The sequence below is a fragment of the Blastococcus sp. DSM 46786 genome (genome assembly GCF_900109665.1).
Lineage (GTDB): Bacteria > Actinomycetota > Actinomycetes > Mycobacteriales > Geodermatophilaceae > Blastococcus > Blastococcus carthaginiensis.
In genome coordinates this window covers 1-16,342 of sequence record NZ_FOAO01000007.1, presented here as the reverse complement: position 1 = coordinate 16,342, position 16,342 = coordinate 1, and the positions used below count along the sequence as shown (strand labels likewise).

Below are 16,342 nucleotides of genomic sequence, written 5' to 3'. Positions count from 1 at the left end.
GCCATGACGGATCGTCGACCCCGCCGAACCGCGGGCGCCCTGGTCACCGGCCGCACGGGGTCAGCAGCCGAGTTCGATCGGCTTCCCGTGCGGCGTGCGGGCCGCGGCCTCGTGCCACGCTCGGGTTCCTTGCTCGATGTCCTGCTCAGTCGCTATCCCGTGCGTCCTGAGCAGCTCTGCCAGCGCGTCGGCCCAGCGCTCGTAGTAGTCGCCACCGTCGGGCCTGCCGTCGGACAGGTGTCGTCCCAGGGCCCGGGCCCACTCCTCCCAGGTGAAGAGGCCCCTCTCGTGCAGGCTCACGGTCATCGCGAAGACCTGCGCCTGCCAGGGAGCGGCGAAGACCGGTTCGCTGCTGGGCGATGGCAGCGGCAGTCGATTCCCGCCGGCTGCGGAGATCTGCGCCAGCGTCTCAGCGGCAGTCGCACCCATCAGACGGCCTCCAGGTACGGTTCCCACGCGTCGATCGAGATGGTGACGGTCGGGTCGGCGCCTTCTCCCCAGAGCTCACAGGCGTCGAAGTCGACGGTGTACAGCCACTCGGGCGCGCGGTCGGGCTGCCGGCCGAGTGGCACCGCATTGCGATCCGGGTAGACGTGTGCCCCACGGACCGCGAGCACAGTGCCGACATGGCCTCGCGCATAGCGCGGCAGGCGCGTGTGTCCGCCGGGGTTGATGGTGCGGGCACGCACCCGCTGACCCGGTTGGAAGATCGGCTCAGTGGCGACGGGGCGTTCGTAGCTGGAGCGCGAAGAGAGCATCCCTCGGAGCTCCTCGGCGGTACGTGCCCTCAGGCCGTCCCGGTCCAGCAGTCCGAGCCTGCGGATGGCGTTCTCCAGCGCGAGGAACCAGATCCGGTAGTAGCTGCTGGACAGGTACTCGGCCGGCGGCAGGGACTCGCGCTCGTGCCGCATCTGGTCGATGTTCCACAGCCCGAGTGCGCCGATCGCGAGCGTGATGGAGAAGGAGCGCCTCTCCCACTCGGCGTGGAAGGGGGGCTCGTCGGCCTCGGGGCGCACCGGTCCGAATCCCTGCATGCCGCCCATGTCGTGCACGCCGTTCATCGGGCGGCGTCTGCGGGTGCCTGGATCAGCCCGGTGCCGATCATGCTGTCACGGGTCACCAGCCCGGTCAGTTGTTCCTCGCTCATGCCGTCCGTCCCCTCGGGGCGCACGGGGACGACGAGGTAACGCACCTCCGCCGTCGAGTCCCAGACCTTGATCTCGGTGTCTGCGGGAAGCGAGACGCCGAGATCGGCCAGCACTCCACGCGGGTCGATCACCACCTTCGAACGGTAGGACGGCGACTTGTACCAGGCCGGCGGGAGACCCAGCACCGGCCACGGATAGCACGAGCACAGCGTGCACACGACCATGTTGTGGCGCTCGGGGGTGTTCTCCAGGGCGATCATGTGCTCGCCCTGGCGCCCGACGTGTCCCAGCGATCCGATGGCAGCATCTGCGTCCTCGAACAGCCATCGCCGGTAGTCAGGGTCCGTCCATGCCCTGGCGACGACCTGGGCGCCGTTACGCGGTCCCACGTCTCTCTCGTAGCGCTCCACCACGGCGTCGAGGCCTGCCTGGTCGATCAGCCCCTTGTCCGTCAGCAGGGTCTCGAGCGCCCGGACTCTGGCGTCCATCTCGGAGAGTTCGCTGTACTCAGGATGCTCGTGCTCGTGCTCGTGGCCCATGGACCGTCAGGGACGCAGGAGCCGCGTGGCGACCTGCCTTCCCATCCCCCCTTCGATTCGCACGTGCGGCTTTCCCGCATTCGGTCGACCGCCGGCTCCGAGCCGCGACGTGATGGATCTGGACTCGCGCCGGGCGGTACTCCGCAATCTTGCTCCCTCCGTCGCGGGTCCGACACCCCGCTCCGCCGGCCGCCTCTCGACGACGAACGCCAGCCTGCTCCCCGGCGCTCCGGCGCCTCACCGGAGCGGGCTTCCACCCGCTGGCCTGGGACACTTGGCAGGACCCACCCCGGATCCACGCAGCCGGCCGATCCTCCGTCAGCCGCCGGTGATCAGCGACGGTCGGACGGACGTTCCGGGCTAACGTCACCGGGATGCGGACCCCGCTTCCCTACGGCAGTTGGCCGACCCCCTTGACCTCCGAGCTCGTCGTCCGCGCCGCCGCCCGCCTCGGTGAGGTGGTCGTGGACGGCGCGGACGTCTGGTGGGCCGAGTCCCGCCCGGCCGAGGGCGGCCGCACCGCGCTCGTGCGGCGCACCGCCGACGGCGAGGTCACCGACGCGCTGCCGGCGCCGTGGAACGCCCGCACCCGGGTGCACGAGTACGGCGGTGCCGCCTGGACGGTGTCCGACGGCGTTCTCTGGTTCACGGACTTCTCGGACCAGCGGCTGTACCGACTGCAACCCGGCGACGGCTCCCCCGTCGCGGTGACCGCGGAACCGGGGATCCCGTCGGGCGTCCGGTACGCCGACCTGACCGCCGTCCCGGACGGCGTGCTCACCGTCCGGGAGACGCACACCGCCTCCGGCGCGGCGGCCGACGTGGTGAACGAGATCGTGCGCGTGCGCCCCGACGGCAGCACCGAGGTGCTCGTCTCCGGTCCCGACTTCGTCTCCGACGCGAGGCTCGCCCCGGACGGCGTCACGCTCGCGTGGCTGCAGTGGGATCACCCCGACATGCCCTGGGACAGCGCGCAGCTCGTCGTCCGCGCGGCCGACGGCACCGACCACGTCCTCGCCGGTGGGCCCGGGGAGTCCGTCGTCCAGCCGGTGTGGGCCGAGGACCTCTCGCTGTGGTGGCTGGACGACCGCACGAACTTCTGGTCGCTGTACCGGAAGCGGCCGCACGAGCAGCCCGAACTCGTCGTCGACGTCGGGAGCGACATCGCCGGCCCGCAGTGGATCTTCGGCCAGTCCCGCTACGCCCACCTCGCCGACGGGCGCGTGGCGGTGGCCTACGGCCGGGACGGCCGCGACCGCCTGGCCGTGCTGACCCCCGGCGGCGAGCCGCACGAGCTGGACCTGCCTTACGGCACCTTCCGGTACGTCACGGCGCAGGGCACCGGCGTCGTCTGCGTCGCCGGCGGCCCGGCGAGCGAGCCGGTGGTCCTGCGCGTGGATGTCGACAGCGGCGCGGCGGAGGTGCTGCGGCCGGCGCGGGACCTGGGGCTGGACCCGGCCTGGTTCTCCCGGCCCGAGCACGTTCCCTTCCCCACCGAGGACCGCGGCACCGGGATCGGCGTCGCACACGCGCTGGTCTACCCGCCGACGAACCCGGAGGCGGCGGCCCCGGCGGGGAGCCTCCCGCCGCTGGTGGTCGTGGTCCACGGTGGTCCCACCGCCGCCGCCGTCCCGGTGCTGAACCTCGAGATCCAGTACTGGACCTCCCGCGGGTTCTGCGTCGCGGACGTCGACTACCGCGGCTCCGTGGGCTACGGCCGCCGCTACCGCGCCGCGCTGCAGGGCCGGTGGGGCGTGATCGACCTCGACGACGTCGTGGCCTGCGCGCGCTGGCTCGCGGACGCCGGGCGGGTGGACCCGGCGCGCATGGCCATCCGCGGCGGCTCGGCCGGCGGCTACACGACCCTGGCCGCGCTCTCCATGCGCCCGGGGGTCTTCACCGCCGGGGCCAGCCACTACGGCGTCGCTGACCTCGGCGCGCTCGCCGCCGAGACGCACAAGTTCGAGTCGCGCTACCTCGACGGCCTGGTCGCGCCGTGGCCATCGGGGCGGGCGGTCTACGACGAGCGGTCACCGATCAACCACGTCGACGCCCTCGACACCCCGCTGGCGGTGTTCCAGGGCGACGAGGACGCCGTCGTCCCGCCGTCGCAGGCCGAGGCGATCGTCGCCGCGCTGCGCGCCAAGGGCGTGCCGCACGCCTACCTGCTCTTCCCCGGCGAGCAGCACGGCTTCCGCAAGGCCGGGAACATCCGCGCCGCCCTCGACGGCGAGCTCAGCTTCTACGCGCAGGTGTGGGGTTTCGATCTGCCGGCCGGGGAGGGCATCGAGCCGATCGAGGTGGTCCGCGGCCGCTGAACCGATCAGGCTCGCCGTGCGTATGCCCGCGGAGGACGGTCCCAGGGAAGGAGTGCCGATGAGGCCAGGCCGGGGCCGTGCCCGCACGGAGCAGCTCGACGTGGGCGCGGCGTACGCCGCGCACGGGCCGGAGCTGTACCGCTTCGCGCTGCGCCAGCTCGGGGACGGCGGGGCGGCCCAGGACGTCGTCCAGGAGGTCTTCCTGCGGGCCTGGCGGGCCGCCGCTTCCTTCGACCCGCAGCTGGCCAGCCTGCGCACCTGGTTGTTCGCGATCGCCCGCAACGTGGTGGTCGACGAGTTCCGGCGGCTGTCCGTCCGGCCGTGGCAGACGCAGCTGACCGAGCCGCGGGCCGACCAGCACCCCGCCCGCGACGGCATCGACGAGCAGCTCGTGGACGCCTGGGTGGTCGAGGAGGCGCTCCGCCGGATCGCGCCCGACCACCGGGCCGCGATCGTCCAGACGCACCTGCGCGGCCGCCCGCACGACGAGGTGGCTGCCGAGCTGGGCATCCCGGTGGGCACACTGCGTAGCCGGGTGTTCTACGGGCTGAGGTCGCTGCGCCTCGCGATGGAGGAGATGGGGGTGGAACCGTGACCGGGCCGACTTCTCCGGAGCACCGCGAACTGCGCGAGCAGCTGGGGGTCTACGCCCTGGGGCACGGCTCGGCCGCCGAGCGCACGGCCGTGCGCGCCCACCTGGACGGTTGCGCCGCGTGCCGTGCCGAGCTGGCGGAGCTGACCCCGCTCGTCCCCCGGCTGGCGAGCGTCGACCCTGACCGCCTGGACGAGGCACCCGCTCCTCCGGCCGGGCTGCGGGAGGCCGTGCTGGCACGGATCGCCGCCGAGGAGGCATCACCGGTGGGCCGCCGCCGGACGGCCCTGCTCGCCGCGGCGGCCGCCGTCGGGGTAGCCGCCGCCGGCTTCGGGGCGGGCTGGCTGGCGCGGCCGGTGCCCGCGCCGGTGCCGCAGGAGGAGGTCGCCGTCGAGGTGACCGAGCCCGGCATCGACGCCTCCGCCGCACTGGTGGCGCACACCTGGGGCGTCGAGGTGAAGCTGACCGGCGAGGGGTTCACCGCCGGGGAGGTCTACCGGGTGGCGGTGGCCGAGGAGGACGGCGCCGTCGTCCCGGCGGGGCAGTTCCTCGGGGTCGGGCCGGCGGAGCTGCTCTGCAACCTCAACTCCTCGGTGCTCCGCGAGGACGCCGCCGGGTTCGTGGTGACCGACGCCGACGGCGAGGTCGTGCTCCTGTCGCGGTTCTGACCGACCGGGCACGCGCGGCCGCGCCGGGGAGCAGGCTCCTGCTCCCCGGCGCGGTCGTGGTCGTGCTGGGGTCAGCTGTCGCCGCCGGGCGCCACGGTGCGCCCGTCGATGGTGAAGCCGGTGCCCTCGCCGTCCTGGTACACGTTCGGGCCGACGGGCGCGGTGTTGCGCCGGATGTCGGTCCGGGTGACGGTCATCGTGCCCGTCTCGGAGTTCCAGAGCCCGCCGCCCTCGTTGGCCGCCGCGTTGCCGGTCACCCGGCTGCGCTCGATCGTCACGGTGCCCGGGCCGGTGAGGTGCAGCCCGCCGCCGTTGCCGGGAGCGGCGCCGGTGGTGTTGTCGTTGAGCTCGGTCCGCGACAGCTTCGTGGTCCCGACGTTGGCCTCGATGCCGCCACCGGCCCGCTGCGAGGAGTTGCCGCTGATGATGCTGCGCTCGACGACCACGGTGCCCTGGTCGTTGAGGATGCCGCCGCCCGATCCGGCCGCGCCGTCGGCCACGTTGTGCCGGATGTCCGAGCGCGTGACGGTCAGCGTGCCGGTGCCCGCGTCCTGGAACAGCCCGCCGCCGCCCATGGTGGCGTCGTCCCCGGAGGCGGTGTTGCCGACGACCTTGGTCCGCTCGACCGTCATGGTGCCCGCCCCGGAGTTCCAGAGCCCGCCGCCCTCGGCGGCGGCGGTGTTGCCGCTGACGATGCTGCGGGTGACGTGCACGGTGCCCGCGCCGGTCAGGTGCAGCCCGCCGCCGTTGCCCGGGCCCGCGCCGGTGCTGTTGTGCGAGAGCGTCGAGCGGCTGATGGTCGTGGTGGAGCCGGGGCTCGCCTCGATGCCGCCACCGGCCCGGGTGGCCGTGTTGCCGGTGATCGTGCTGCGCTCGACCTCCAACGTGCCGGCGTTGCGCACACCGCCACCGGAGGCGGGCAGCCCCTCGCCCAGCGCGGCGCCGCCGGTCACGGTGAGGTGGTTCAGCTTCAGCCACCCGCCCGCGAGCACGTCGAACACCCGGTGCTCGCCCCGGGCGTCGACGGTCGCGCCGTTGCCCTCGATGGTCACCGCCGAGCTCACGTCCAGGTCACCGGCCGCGCCGGTGTCGTCCTCCCCGTGCAGCGTGAGGGCGTAGGTCGCCTTCTTGGCCAGCACGATCGTCCCGCCACCGGAGGCGTCGGCCTGCTGCACCGCGGCACGCAGCGAGCACTGCCCCCAGGCGTCGGCGCACTCCCCGTCGCCCAGGTCGTGGTCGGCGGTGTCCTTCGTCGTCGTGACCCGGAGGTCCTGGCTGCCCTGGCCGTGCCGGGACCGGTCGTCGGCCTGGGCCGGAGCGGTGGCCAGCAGGGACAGGGCCAGTCCGGTCACGCCGGCGCCCGCGAGCGTCCTCGTGCGCATGAGTCGTCTCCCTCGTCGGTGAGGTCCGGCGCTGCCGCGCCGGCCGATGGTGCTTACGCGCCACCGGCACCTGCGTTCGACGCCTGACGAGGGAATCCGCCGACGCGGCGCGCGCTCACCCGCGCGACCCGCACCGTCACCATCTGTCGTTAGCGGCTCAGGATCTGCTCCCGCAGGATGTCGGCGTGCCCGCAGTGCTGGGCGAGCTCGCGCAGCACGTGGAGGTAGACCCAGCCCAGCGGCAGGGGCCCACGGCGGTTGCCGTGCACCGGGTCGTCGAGGGCCAGCGGGGCCGTCGCCCGGCGGGAGGCCGCGCACGCCTCCCGGTGCGCTCGCGTCACCGAGGCGACGGTGTCGTCGTCCAGCAGCACGAACGACTCGTCCGGCGTGGCCGGGATGCCGATCTCCGCCCGGCAGCTCCCCGTTGCCTAGACCTCGAGGACCGTCGGGATGATCATCGGGCGTCGGCGGTGCTTGTCCGACACCCACTTGCCGACCGTGCGCCGGATGATCTGCGAGAGCCGGTGCGCGTCGACGCCCTCGTCGGCCAGCGCCCGCTTGAGGTTGTCCTCGACCAGCCGCAGCACCTCGTCGAAGGCCGACGGGTCGTCGGAGAACCCCTTCGTCGAGAGGTGCACCGGGCGCACGATCGTCCCGGTGGACGGCTCGATGACCACGGTGAGCGCGACGAACCCCTCGTCACCGAGGATGCGCCGCGCCTGCAGCGCCTCCTCGCCCACATCACCGACGTTGAGCCCGTCCACGTACACGTTGCCGATGGGCACGGAGCCGACGATCGTCGCCTTGCCGTCGACGAGGTCGACGACCACGCCGTCCTCGGCCAGCAGTATCCGGTCGGTCGGCATCCCCGTCTCCTCGGCGAGCTTGGCGTGCGCCCGCAGGTGCCGCCACTCCCCGTGCACCGGCATCAGGTAGCGCGGCTTGGCCACGTTGAGCAGCGTGCGCAGCTCGCCGGCCGGAGCGTGGCCGGAGACGTGCACCCGCGCCGTCTCCTTGTGCACGACCGTGGCACCGAGCCGGGCCAGGCCGTTGATCACCTTGTAGACGGCGGTCTCGTTGCCTGGCACCAGCGACGAGGCGAGGACGACGGTGTCGCCGGCCTCGATGGTCACCTGGTGGTGGTCACCGCGGGCCATGCGGCCGAGCGCCGACAGCGGCTCGCCCTGCGACCCGGTGCTCACCAGCACCACCTGGTGCGGCGGCATCGATGCGGCGTCGTCGAGCGAGACCATCAGCCCGGGGGCGACCTTGAGCAGGCCGAGGTCGCGGGCGACGCCCATGTTGCGCACCATCGAGCGGCCGACGAGGGCGACCTTGCGGCCGTGCTTGTCGGCGCAGTCGAGGACCTGCTGGATGCGGTGCACGTGGCTGGCGAAGCTGGAGACGATCAACCGCTGCGAGGCGCGGGCGAAGACGTCGTCGAGCACCGGGCCGATCGACCGCTCGGGGGTGACGAAGCCGGGCACCTCGGCGTTCGTGGAGTCCGCCAGCAGCAGGTCGATGCCCTCGACCCCGAGCCGGGCGAACGCGCCCAGGTCGGTGAGGACGCCGTCCAGGGGCAGCTGGTCCATCTTGAAGTCGCCGGTGTGCACGAGCACACCCGCCGGCGTGTGCACCGCCACCGCGAGGGCGTCGGGGATCGAGTGGTTCACCGAGATGAACTCGCAGTGGAACGGCCCGGCCAGGTGGTCGTCACCGGCGGCCACCTCGATCAGCGTCGCGTCCAGCCGGTGCTCCCGCAGCTTGGCCGCGACCAGCGCGAGGGTGAACCGCGAGCCGACCAGCGGGATGTCCTCGCGCAGCCGGAGCAGGTACGGGATCGCGCCGATGTGGTCCTCGTGCCCGTGGGTGAGGACGACGGCGGCGACGTCGTCGAGCCGGTGCTCGATGACCCCGAAGTCCGGGAGGATCAGGTCGACGCCGGGTTGCTCGGCCTCCGGGAAGAGGACGCCGCAGTCGATGATCAGCAGCTTCCCGTCGAACTCCAGCACGGCCATGTTGCGGCCGATCTCGCCGAGCCCGCCGAGGGCCATGACCCGCAGGCCACCCTCGGGCAGCGGCGGGGGCGCCTTGAGATCGAGGTGCGGTTGGGTGACCTGACCACTCACGAGCTCTCCTCGCCGGCGCTCGTCGAACACGTTCGTTGCACTGCTCTGCTCCTTGGTGAGCTCGCACGCTCGTTCACAGGGTGACGCCTCCAGCGGCGAGGTCGTCACGCAGCTGCGCGAGCTGTTCGGGGGTGGCGTCGACCAGCGGCGGCCGGACCGGTCCGGCCGGCAGGCCGAGCGCGTTGAGCGCGGCCTTCACCGTGATGACGCCCTGGGTGCGGAAGATCCCGGTGTACACCGGGAGCAGGCTGTCGTTGATCTCCCTGGCCTTGACCAGGTCGCCGGCCTCGACGGCGGCGATCAGCTCGACCAACCGGGGGCCGACGAGGTGGCTCACGACGCTGACCATGCCGACGCCGCCCATCGCGAGGATCGGCAGGTTCAGCATGTCCTCGCCGCTGTAGTAGGCGAGATCGGTGCGCGCGAGCGTCCAGGCCATCGCGCCGAGGTCGCCCTTGGCGTCCTTCACCGCGACGATCCGCGGGTGCTCGGCGGCGCGCACGAGCGTCTCGACCTCGATGGGCGTGGCGGTGCGGATCGGGATGTCGTAGAGCATCACCGGCAGGTCGGTGCCGTCGGCGATCGAGGTGAAGTGGCGGAGCAGGCCGGCCTGGGGCGGCCGGTTGTAGTAGGGCGTGACGACCAGCAGCCCGTGGACGCCGAGCTCCGCCGCCGTCCGCGCCTTCTCGATCGAGTGCGCGGTGTCGTAGGTGCCGACGCCGGCGACGACCGTGGCGCGGTCACCGACGGCGTCCAGCACCACCTCCAGGACGGCGCGCTGCTCGGCGTCGCTGGTCGTCGGCGACTCCCCCGTCGTCCCGAGGACGACCAGCCCGTCGCTCCCGCCCCGGTCGACCAGGTGCGCCGCCAGCTCCTGGGCCCCGGCGAGGTCGATCGACCCGTCCTCGGCCAGCGGGGTGACCATCGCCGTGAGGAGGCGCCCGAACGGCCGGGCGGGGTCGGAGGTCATGGGGAGAATCTACCCAGCGGAGCCGACGGGTTCCCGCACGTACTCCGACACCGCGAACCGCAGCCCCTCCGACGCCGACACCGACCAGCCCTCCTCCGGCGTGCGCGCGGTGCGCACCCAGCCGTCGTCCAGGGACGGCGCGACGGTGTCCCCCGCGACGTCGGTGTCGACGTCGGTGACCACGACCCGGCCGGCGTGCGGCAGGAACGCGGCGTAGACGGCTCCCCCGCCGATCACCCAGGCGGACGGGTGCTCGGCGAGCACCTGGTCGACCGAGCGCGCGACCAGCGCCCCCCCGGCCGACCAGCCCGGGTCGGACGTCAGCACGACGTTGACCCGCTGCGGGAGGGGACGGAAGCGTGCGGGCAGCGACTCCCAGGTGCGCCGCCCCATCACCACCGTCGACCCGGTGGTCAGCCGGCGGAACAGCGCGAGGTCCTCGGGCAGGTGCCAGGGCAGGCCGCCGTCGGCGCCGATGACACCACCGCGGGCCTGCGCCCAGATCATCGCCACGCCCACCGGGCCGGTCACACCGCCACGGCTGCCTTGATGGCGGGGTGGTGCCGGTAGTCGCGCACGGTGAGGTGCTCGTAGGTGTAGTCGAACAGCGACGGCGCGGGCGCCAATTCCAGCGCCGGGAACGGGTAGGGCTCCCGGGACAGCTGCTCGCGCACCTGGTCGACGTGGTTGCTGTAGACGTGGCAGTCGCCGCCGACCCAGACGAACTCGCCGGGCTGCAGCCCCACCTGGGCGGCGATCATGCGGGTGAGCAGCGCGTAGCTGGCGATGTTGAACGGCACGCCGAGGAACATGTCGGCGCTGCGCTGGTAGAGCTGGCAGGACAGCTTCCCGTCGGCCACGTAGAACTGGAAGAACGCGTGGCAGGGGGCCAGTGCCATCTCGGGCAGCGCGGCCACGTTCCAGGCCGAGACGATCATGCGGCGCGAGTCGGGGTCGGTGCGCAGGGTGTCCAGCAGCTGGGCGATCTGGTCGACGTGCCCGCCGTCGGGCCTGGGCCACGACCGCCACTGGACGCCGTAGACGGGGCCGAGCTCACCATCGGCGGACGCCCACTCGTCCCAGATGGTGACGCCGTTCTCCCGCAGCCAGCCGACGTTGCTCTCCCCGCGCAGGAACCACAGCAGCTCGACGGCGATCGACTTGAAGTGCACCTTCTTCGTCGTCACCAGCGGGAAGGTGTCGGCCAGGTCGTAGCGCAGCCGCTCCCCGAACAGGCTCAGCGTGCCCGTCCCGGTCCGGTCGTCCTTGGGCGTGCCCTGCGCCAGGATGCGCCGCAGGAGGTCCTCGTACTGGGTATCGATCGGGGCTGCCACGGGCCCGAGCCTACGACCGGCCGTGCGCCCGCCGGGAACCGCGCGGCAGCGGTGACCGGAGGGGCCGGTGGTGCTCAGCCCTCGGTGACGAAGGGGCTCGCGGCGACCTCGGTGCCATCGGTCAGCCGGCTGATCCGGAAGTCGCCGAAGACGTTGCCGGCCACCCGCTGCAGCTCGCGGAGGCAGGCGATCGCCAGCTCGCGGAGCTCGACGTCGGCGTGCTCGCTGGCCCGCATGGCCACGAAGTGCCGCCACGCCCGGTAGTTGCCGGTGACGACGATGCGCGACTCGGTGGCGTGGGGCAGCACCGACCGGGCGGCCTGCCGGGCCTGCTTGCGGCGCAGCGTGGCGTTGGGCACGTCGGCGAAGCGCCGCTCCAGCCCCTCGAGCAGCTCGGCGTAGGCGGCCGCCGCCGCGTCGGTGGCAGCGACGAAGCGCGCGTGCAGCACCGGGTCCTCGGCGATGACCGCGGGCTCCACGACGGCGGCGTCCGGCTCCGGCACGTAGCGCTGGGACAGCTGGCTGCAGGAGAACTGCCGGTGCCGCACCAGCTCGTGGGTGAGCGACCGGGAGACGCCGGTGAGGTACATGCTCACCGTCCCGTGCTCGAGGACGGCGAGGTGCCCGACCTCGAGGATGTGCCGCAGGTAGCCGGCGTTCGTCGCGGTGGCGGGGTTGGGCTTGTCCCACGACTGGTAGCAGGCGCGGCCGGCGAACTCGGCGAGCGCCTGCCCCCCGTCGGCGTCGGTCTCCCAGGGCACGTCCGCGGGTGCGGTGAACTGCGTCTGCGCGACGACCTGGACGCGGAGCGGCGCGATCTCTGGCACCTGTCGAGCCTACGGCGGGCGGCCGGGCAGACTGGGTGCGTGGAGTGGTGGCGTCTCCTGCTCGCCGTGGCCGGCGGCCTGCTGCTCGTCTGGCTGCTGCTCCTGGCCGCCCTGTGGCGCGGCCGATCCGACGGGCTGACGGTGCGCGACGCGCTGCGACTGCTGCCCGACGTCGTCCGGCTGGTGCGCCGGCTCGCCGCCGACCGCTCCCTCCCGGCGGGGCTGCGGGTGCGGCTGTGGCTGCTGCTGGCCTACCTGCTCTCCCCCGTCGACCTGGTGCCCGACGTGGTGCCGGTGCTCGGCTACGCCGACGACGTCGTCGTCGTCGCCTGGGCCCTGCGGTCGGTGGTGCGCCGGGCGGGCGACGACGCCCTGGGTCCGGCACTGGCCCGGCGAGCCGGCCGGTCTCGCCGTGGTGCGCCGGCTCGCCGGGCTCACGCCGGGACGGCCAGCGCGCGGCCGAGCTCGGGCCACAGGTCCCCCCGCTCGGCGACGGCGACGTGGTCCAGCCCCATCCACCCGGCCATGAGCCGGAGCTCGGCACCCAGCTCGGCGGCGACCAGCGACCGGTCCACGCCCTCCTCGGTGTGTGCGGCCTGCACCCTGAGGATGCCGGCCTTCCGGTCGGCCTTGAGGTCCACGCGGGCGACGAGCCGGTCGCCGAGCAGGAAGGGCAGCACGTAGTAGCCGTGCACCCGCTGGTGCGCCGGCGTGTAGATCTCCAGCCGGTAGCGGAAGCCGAAGATCCGCTCGACCCGCGGCCGTTCCCACACCAGCGAGTCGAAAGGGCTGAGCAGTGCCCGCGCCCGGATCCAGCGTGGCCGGCGCGCTGCGGGGTCGAGCCACGCCGGACGTCCCCAGCCCTCCACCTCGACCGGCAGCAGTTCGCCGGCGTCGGCCAGCTCGGCGATCGCCGTCCGGGCGTCGGCCGGGGTGAGCCGGAAGTAGTCGCGCAGATCGGTCTCGGTGGCCACGCCGAGTGCCCGGGACGCCGTGCGGACCAGCTCCCGCACCGCATCGGGACGCTCCGGCGTGGGAGCGTCCAGCACGCCGGCCGGCAGCACCCGTTCCGGCAGGTCGTAGACGCGCTCGAACCCCGCCGTGCGGCGCATCGCCGTGAGCGCGCCGGTGAAGAAGAGGTACTCCAGTGCCGCCTTGCCCGCGTGCCAGTTCCACATGCTGCCCGGCCGGTTCGGCCGCTCCTCCTGCAGCTCGCCGGCCCGGAGCGGGCCATCCCGGCGAACCCGTTCCAGGAGCGACGCCACGTACTCCGGCCGCTCTCGGTGCACCCTCGTCATGCTGCCCCAGGCCTCCTGCTGCACGGCCGCCATGCGCCAGCGCAGGAACGGGTGCAGCCGGACGGGGAGGAACGATGCCTCGTGCGCCCAGTACTCGAACACGTCGTGCCGCCGGTTCGCCAGTGCGTCCAGCACCTCGCGCGGATAGGGCCCCAGCCGGCTGAAGGCGGGCAGGTAGTGGGACCGGGACAGCACGTTGACCGAATCGATCTGCACGACGGCGAGGCGTTCGGTGAGCCGGCGCAGCTGGCGGGTCCCCACCGCTGTGACCGGGCGTGGATCGGCGAACCCCTGCGCGGCCAGGGCGATGCGCCGGGCCAGCGCGGCCGGCATCCGTTCGACGGGCGTCACGACCGGAGATCCTGCCCGCCCGGTACGACACCCGCCGCGCCGGCCGGCACCCCTACGCTGCCCGGGTGACGTCGAACCCGTTCCCCCGCCTCACGGGCTCCGCCGATGTCTCTGTGCGTCCGGCGCAGGCCGGTGACGCCGCCGCCATCGCACGGGTGCAGGGCGTCACCTGGCGGACGGCGTACCGGACGCTCCTCCCCGCGGCGGTGCTCGACGAGTGGGACGAGGCCGCCGTCGCGGACTCCTGGCTGGCCGCCGTCACGGCACCGCCGTCGGCGGGCCACCGCGTCCTGGTCGCGGTCGAGCGGGATGCGGTGGTGGGTTTCGCGGCCGTGGCGACCGGACCGGAGGCCGCGGAGATCAGCACGCTGCTGGTCGAGCCCCGCTGGGGCCGGCGCGGCCACGGCAGCCGGTTGCTCGCCGCGGTCACCGACCTCGCCTCCGCCGACGGGACGACCCGGCTCGAGGTCTGGCTCGCGGAATCGGACCAGGCGTCCGCCGACTTCTACGAGTCGGCCGGCTGGGCCCCGGACGGCTGGGCGCGCACGCTGGACACCGGGGCGGCACCGCTGCGGGAGCTGCGGTGGCACGTCGAGCTGGGCGAGGAGGACGCGGACCGATGACCTTCGACGGGTTCCCGGACGAGGGACTGGTCTTCTACGAGGGGCTGGAGGCGGACAACAGCAAGGCCTACTGGACCGCACACCGGGCCGGGTACGAGGCCCACGTCCGCGCGCCGATCACCGCGCTGGTCGAGGAGCTCGCCGACGAGTTCGGCACCGCCAAGGTCTTCCGGCCGTACCGCGACGTCCGCTTCAGCCACGACAAGACCCCGTACAAGACGCACCAGGGCGCGGTCGTGAACCCGGAGGGTCGCGGTGCGGGCGCCTGGTACGTCCAGATCTCCGCGGACGGGCTCACCGTCTCGGGTGGCTGCTGGCGGCTGGAGTCCGACCAGGTGGCCAGGTACCGCCGCGCCGTGGCCGATCCGCTGCAGGGCCCGCGCCTCGAGCAGGAGGTGACCCGCCTGCGCGGCGCCGGCTGGGAGATCGAGGGCGACCGGCTGGTGCGTGTGCCCGCCGGGTTCTCCGCCGACGACGCCCGCCTCGACCTGCTGAAGCACAAGACGCTGCACGCCACGCAGCGCTGGACGCCGGAGGACTGGCTGCACACGCGTGCGGCCGTCGACCGGGTGCGGGACGCGTGGCGCGACCTGCAGCCCCTCAACGACTGGTTCGCCGCCAACGTCGGAGCCACGACGAAGGAACCGCGCCGGCGCTGATCGCATCCACTGTCGTCTGCGCCTCTCCTGAGCCTGCACCGAGCGCTGCCCAGAGACCGCCGGTATCCGGCTCTTCACGATCGAGGGTGTAGTCGGGGCCTGAACCCGCCGGTCTCGAGCAGGCTTCTGGCGATGTAGTTGGTGAGGTTGCGGAACCCGAGTGCGGATCCTCGGAGGTGCTCGAGTCGTCCGTTGAGGGCCTCGGTCGGTCCGTTGCTGGTGCCGGGTCGGTCGAAGTACGCCAGGACGTCCTCGGCCCGCTTCTTCAGCGTCCGCCCCAGCGTGATCAGCTCGGTCAGCGCGGCCGGGACGCCGCGGCCGAGCGCGTCGATGAGGGTGGTCATCAGGCGCCGGCCCTTGGCCCGGTCGGGTTCGCGGTAGGCGCCGATCATCCGCTGGTAGATGCTCCAGGTGGCCTCGACCTGGACGTGCTCGTCGGCGGCGAACAGCACGGTCAGCCGCTGCTGTTGCCGGTCGGTGAGCAGGTCAGCGCCGGTGTGCAGGACGCGCCGGGCGCGGTAGAGCGGGTCGTCCTTGCGGCCGCGGTGCCCGTGCAGGTCCTGCTGCACCCGACGTCGGCAGCGGTCCAAGGCGTCGCCGGCCAGGCGCACCACGTGGAAGGGGTCCATCACCGCGGTCGCGTCCGGCAGCTCCTCGGTGGTGGCGGTCTTGAAGCCGGTGAACCCGTCCATCGCGACCACCTCCAGGCCCGCGCGCCAGGCCTCGGGCCGGGCGGCGAGCCAGGTCTTGAGCGCCTGCTTGGAGCGGCCCTCGACCATGTCCAGCAGCCGGGCCGGGCCGGTGCGGTCCCGCACCGGGGTCAGGTCGATGATCACGGTGACGTACTTGTCGCCGAGGCGGGTGTGTCGCCACACGTGCTCATCGACCCCGAGCACCTGCACGCCCTCGAACCGATCGGGGTCGTCGATCAGGACCCGCTGGCCTTCGGCCAGGACGGCATCGTTGGCGGTGTTCCAGGCGACCCCGAGGCCCTCGGCGACCCGGGCGACGGTCAGGTGCTGGCAGACGATGCCTTCCAGCGCCCACCGCAGCCCAGATCGGGACAACTTGGCCCGAGGCTCGGCCGCCCGGCTGGTGTCCTGGCGCCACACGTGCCCGCACCCGGTGCACCGGTAGCGGCGGACCGTGACCAGCAGCGTCGTGGGGCGCCAGCCCAGCGGCTCGTGCGCCAGCCGCCGGCAGACGGTGTCGCGCGGCGCGCCCTCGCAGCCGCAGCGGCGGCACCACTGGTCGGGTTCCACCACGCGGCAGGCCAGCACCGCACGATCGGGCTCGAGCCGCTGCCCGAGCACCTCAAGGCCGAGCTCGTCCAGTCGGCAGAACGTGGTCAGATCAGGGCGAACGAAGCCGCCCACAGCGGTAGCGTCAGGCACGTCGAGGTCTTCCGGATGGGCGGCGTAGGAACCTCCATCCTTGGAAGGCCTCGACCCCTATCCGGACACCGACGCGCGGCTCACCCCTACACCCTCATCTGCGAAGAGCC

The 16,342-nt window shown here is 73.3% G+C and carries 17 protein-coding genes and 1 pseudogene; 6 read left to right on the top strand and 12 right to left on the bottom strand.

Annotation, left to right across the window (positions count from 1 at the left end):
* Positions 1–60: 60 nt before the first annotated feature.
* The 3 genes from BMW62_RS07875 to nthA are packed head-to-tail and all read right to left on the bottom strand — an operon-like array spanning position 61 to position 1,687.
* Complete coding sequence (locus BMW62_RS07875) at positions 61–429, bottom strand: nitrile hydratase accessory protein (RefSeq protein ID WP_091930311.1); 369 nt, start codon at positions 427–429, stop codon at positions 61–63.
* Positions 429–1,061, bottom strand: coding sequence for a nitrile hydratase subunit beta (gene nthB, locus BMW62_RS07870; RefSeq protein WP_091930310.1), 633 nt, complete (start codon positions 1,059–1,061; stop codon positions 429–431). Before nthB ends, BMW62_RS07875 begins: the two co-directional genes overlap by 1 nt.
* Complete coding sequence (nthA, locus tag BMW62_RS07865) at positions 1,058–1,687, bottom strand: nitrile hydratase subunit alpha (RefSeq protein WP_091930309.1); 630 nt, start codon at positions 1,685–1,687, stop codon at positions 1,058–1,060. The genes nthB and nthA overlap by 4 nt, the downstream gene beginning before the upstream one ends.
* Positions 1,688–2,061: 374 nt before the next feature.
* Here nthA and BMW62_RS07860 point away from each other — a divergent pair, with 374 nt between their 5' ends.
* The 3 genes from BMW62_RS07860 to BMW62_RS07850 are packed head-to-tail and all read left to right on the top strand — an operon-like array spanning position 2,062 to position 5,265.
* Complete coding sequence (locus tag BMW62_RS07860) at positions 2,062–4,005, top strand: S9 family peptidase (RefSeq protein ID WP_091930308.1); 1,944 nt, start codon at positions 2,062–2,064, stop codon at positions 4,003–4,005.
* Between the two features lie 58 nt (positions 4,006–4,063).
* Complete coding sequence (locus BMW62_RS07855) at positions 4,064–4,600, top strand: sigma-70 family RNA polymerase sigma factor (RefSeq protein ID WP_091930307.1); 537 nt, start codon at positions 4,064–4,066, stop codon at positions 4,598–4,600.
* The gene (locus tag BMW62_RS07850; protein ID WP_091930306.1) at positions 4,597–5,265 is read left to right on the top strand and encodes an anti-sigma factor family protein; all 669 of its coding nucleotides are present in this window, start codon (positions 4,597–4,599) and stop codon (positions 5,263–5,265) included. Before BMW62_RS07855 ends, BMW62_RS07850 begins: the two co-directional genes overlap by 4 nt.
* Positions 5,266–5,336: 71 nt before the next feature.
* On the opposite strand, the gene BMW62_RS23435 is transcribed toward BMW62_RS07850, so the two are convergent.
* From BMW62_RS23435 to thyX, 7 genes are all read right to left on the bottom strand, one after another.
* Positions 5,337–6,647, bottom strand: a complete 1,311-nt coding sequence (locus tag BMW62_RS23435) for a right-handed parallel beta-helix repeat-containing protein (protein ID WP_091930305.1) — start codon at positions 6,645–6,647, stop codon at positions 5,337–5,339.
* Positions 6,648–6,796: 149 nt separating this feature from the next.
* Complete coding sequence (locus BMW62_RS07840; protein WP_280138627.1) at positions 6,797–7,045, bottom strand: mycothiol transferase; 249 nt, start codon at positions 7,043–7,045, stop codon at positions 6,797–6,799.
* 30 nt (positions 7,046–7,075) lie between these two features.
* Entirely contained in the window at positions 7,076–8,776 is a 1,701-nt protein-coding gene (locus BMW62_RS07835) for a ribonuclease J (protein WP_091930304.1), read from the bottom strand.
* Between the two features lie 73 nt (positions 8,777–8,849).
* On the bottom strand, positions 8,850–9,746 hold the full coding sequence (gene dapA / locus BMW62_RS07830) for a 4-hydroxy-tetrahydrodipicolinate synthase (RefSeq protein ID WP_091930303.1): 897 nt from the start codon (positions 9,744–9,746) through the stop codon (positions 8,850–8,852).
* A gap of 9 nt (positions 9,747–9,755) precedes the next feature.
* Complete coding sequence (locus BMW62_RS07825) at positions 9,756–10,277, bottom strand: dihydrofolate reductase (protein WP_244523900.1); 522 nt, start codon at positions 10,275–10,277, stop codon at positions 9,756–9,758.
* Positions 10,274–11,080, bottom strand: a complete 807-nt coding sequence (locus BMW62_RS07820) for a thymidylate synthase (RefSeq protein ID WP_091930302.1) — start codon at positions 11,078–11,080, stop codon at positions 10,274–10,276. The genes BMW62_RS07825 and BMW62_RS07820 overlap by 4 nt, the downstream gene beginning before the upstream one ends.
* 74 nt (positions 11,081–11,154) lie before the next feature.
* Positions 11,155–11,907 (bottom strand): FAD-dependent thymidylate synthase, encoded by a 753-nt coding sequence (gene thyX, locus BMW62_RS07815; RefSeq protein ID WP_091930301.1) that lies wholly within the window; start codon positions 11,905–11,907, stop codon positions 11,155–11,157.
* Positions 11,908–11,946: 39 nt separating this feature from the next.
* Between thyX and BMW62_RS23580 the strand changes: the two are divergent.
* A pseudogene (locus tag BMW62_RS23580) lies at positions 11,947–12,191 on the top strand (hypothetical protein); the annotation flags it as partial.
* 150 nt (positions 12,192–12,341) lie between these two features.
* On the opposite strand, the gene BMW62_RS07805 reads toward BMW62_RS23580, so the two are convergent.
* Positions 12,342–13,556, bottom strand: coding sequence for a winged helix-turn-helix domain-containing protein (locus BMW62_RS07805; RefSeq protein ID WP_244523899.1), 1,215 nt, complete (start codon positions 13,554–13,556; stop codon positions 12,342–12,344).
* A 65-nt stretch (positions 13,557–13,621) separates the two neighbouring features.
* On the opposite strand from BMW62_RS07805, the gene BMW62_RS07800 reads away from it, so the two are divergent.
* Both BMW62_RS07800 and BMW62_RS07795 read left to right on the top strand, forming a co-directional pair.
* Positions 13,622–14,179, top strand: a complete 558-nt coding sequence (locus BMW62_RS07800; RefSeq protein WP_091930300.1) for a GNAT family N-acetyltransferase — start codon at positions 13,622–13,624, stop codon at positions 14,177–14,179.
* Complete coding sequence (locus BMW62_RS07795; protein ID WP_091930299.1) at positions 14,176–14,838, top strand: DUF2461 domain-containing protein; 663 nt, start codon at positions 14,176–14,178, stop codon at positions 14,836–14,838. Before BMW62_RS07800 ends, BMW62_RS07795 begins: the two co-directional genes overlap by 4 nt.
* Before the next feature lie 74 nt (positions 14,839–14,912).
* Here BMW62_RS07795 and BMW62_RS07790 read toward each other — a convergent pair whose 3' ends face one another.
* A complete protein-coding gene (locus BMW62_RS07790) occupies positions 14,913–16,232 on the bottom strand; it encodes an ISL3 family transposase (protein WP_091930298.1) in 1,320 nt (439 codons plus the stop codon).
* Positions 16,233–16,342: the final 110 nt, after the last annotated feature.

Coding starts and splice junctions, on each gene's coding strand:
- BMW62_RS07875 (WP_091930311.1), bottom strand. CDS start 429: ATGGGTGCGACTGCCGCTGAGACGCTGGCGCAGATCTCCGCAGCCGGC.
- nthB (WP_091930310.1), bottom strand. CDS start 1,061: ATGAACGGCGTGCACGACATGGGCGGCATGCAGGGATTCGGACCGGTG.
- nthA (WP_091930309.1), bottom strand. CDS start 1,687: ATGGGCCACGAGCACGAGCACGAGCATCCTGAGTACAGCGAACTCTCC.
- BMW62_RS07860 (WP_091930308.1), top strand. CDS start 2,062: ATGCGGACCCCGCTTCCCTACGGCAGTTGGCCGACCCCCTTGACCTCC.
- BMW62_RS07855 (WP_091930307.1), top strand. CDS start 4,064: ATGAGGCCAGGCCGGGGCCGTGCCCGCACGGAGCAGCTCGACGTGGGC.
- BMW62_RS23435 (WP_091930305.1), bottom strand. CDS start 6,647: ATGCGCACGAGGACGCTCGCGGGCGCCGGCGTGACCGGACTGGCCCTG.
- dapA (WP_091930303.1), bottom strand. CDS start 9,746: ATGACCTCCGACCCCGCCCGGCCGTTCGGGCGCCTCCTCACGGCGATG.
- BMW62_RS07795 (WP_091930299.1), top strand. CDS start 14,176: ATGACCTTCGACGGGTTCCCGGACGAGGGACTGGTCTTCTACGAGGGG.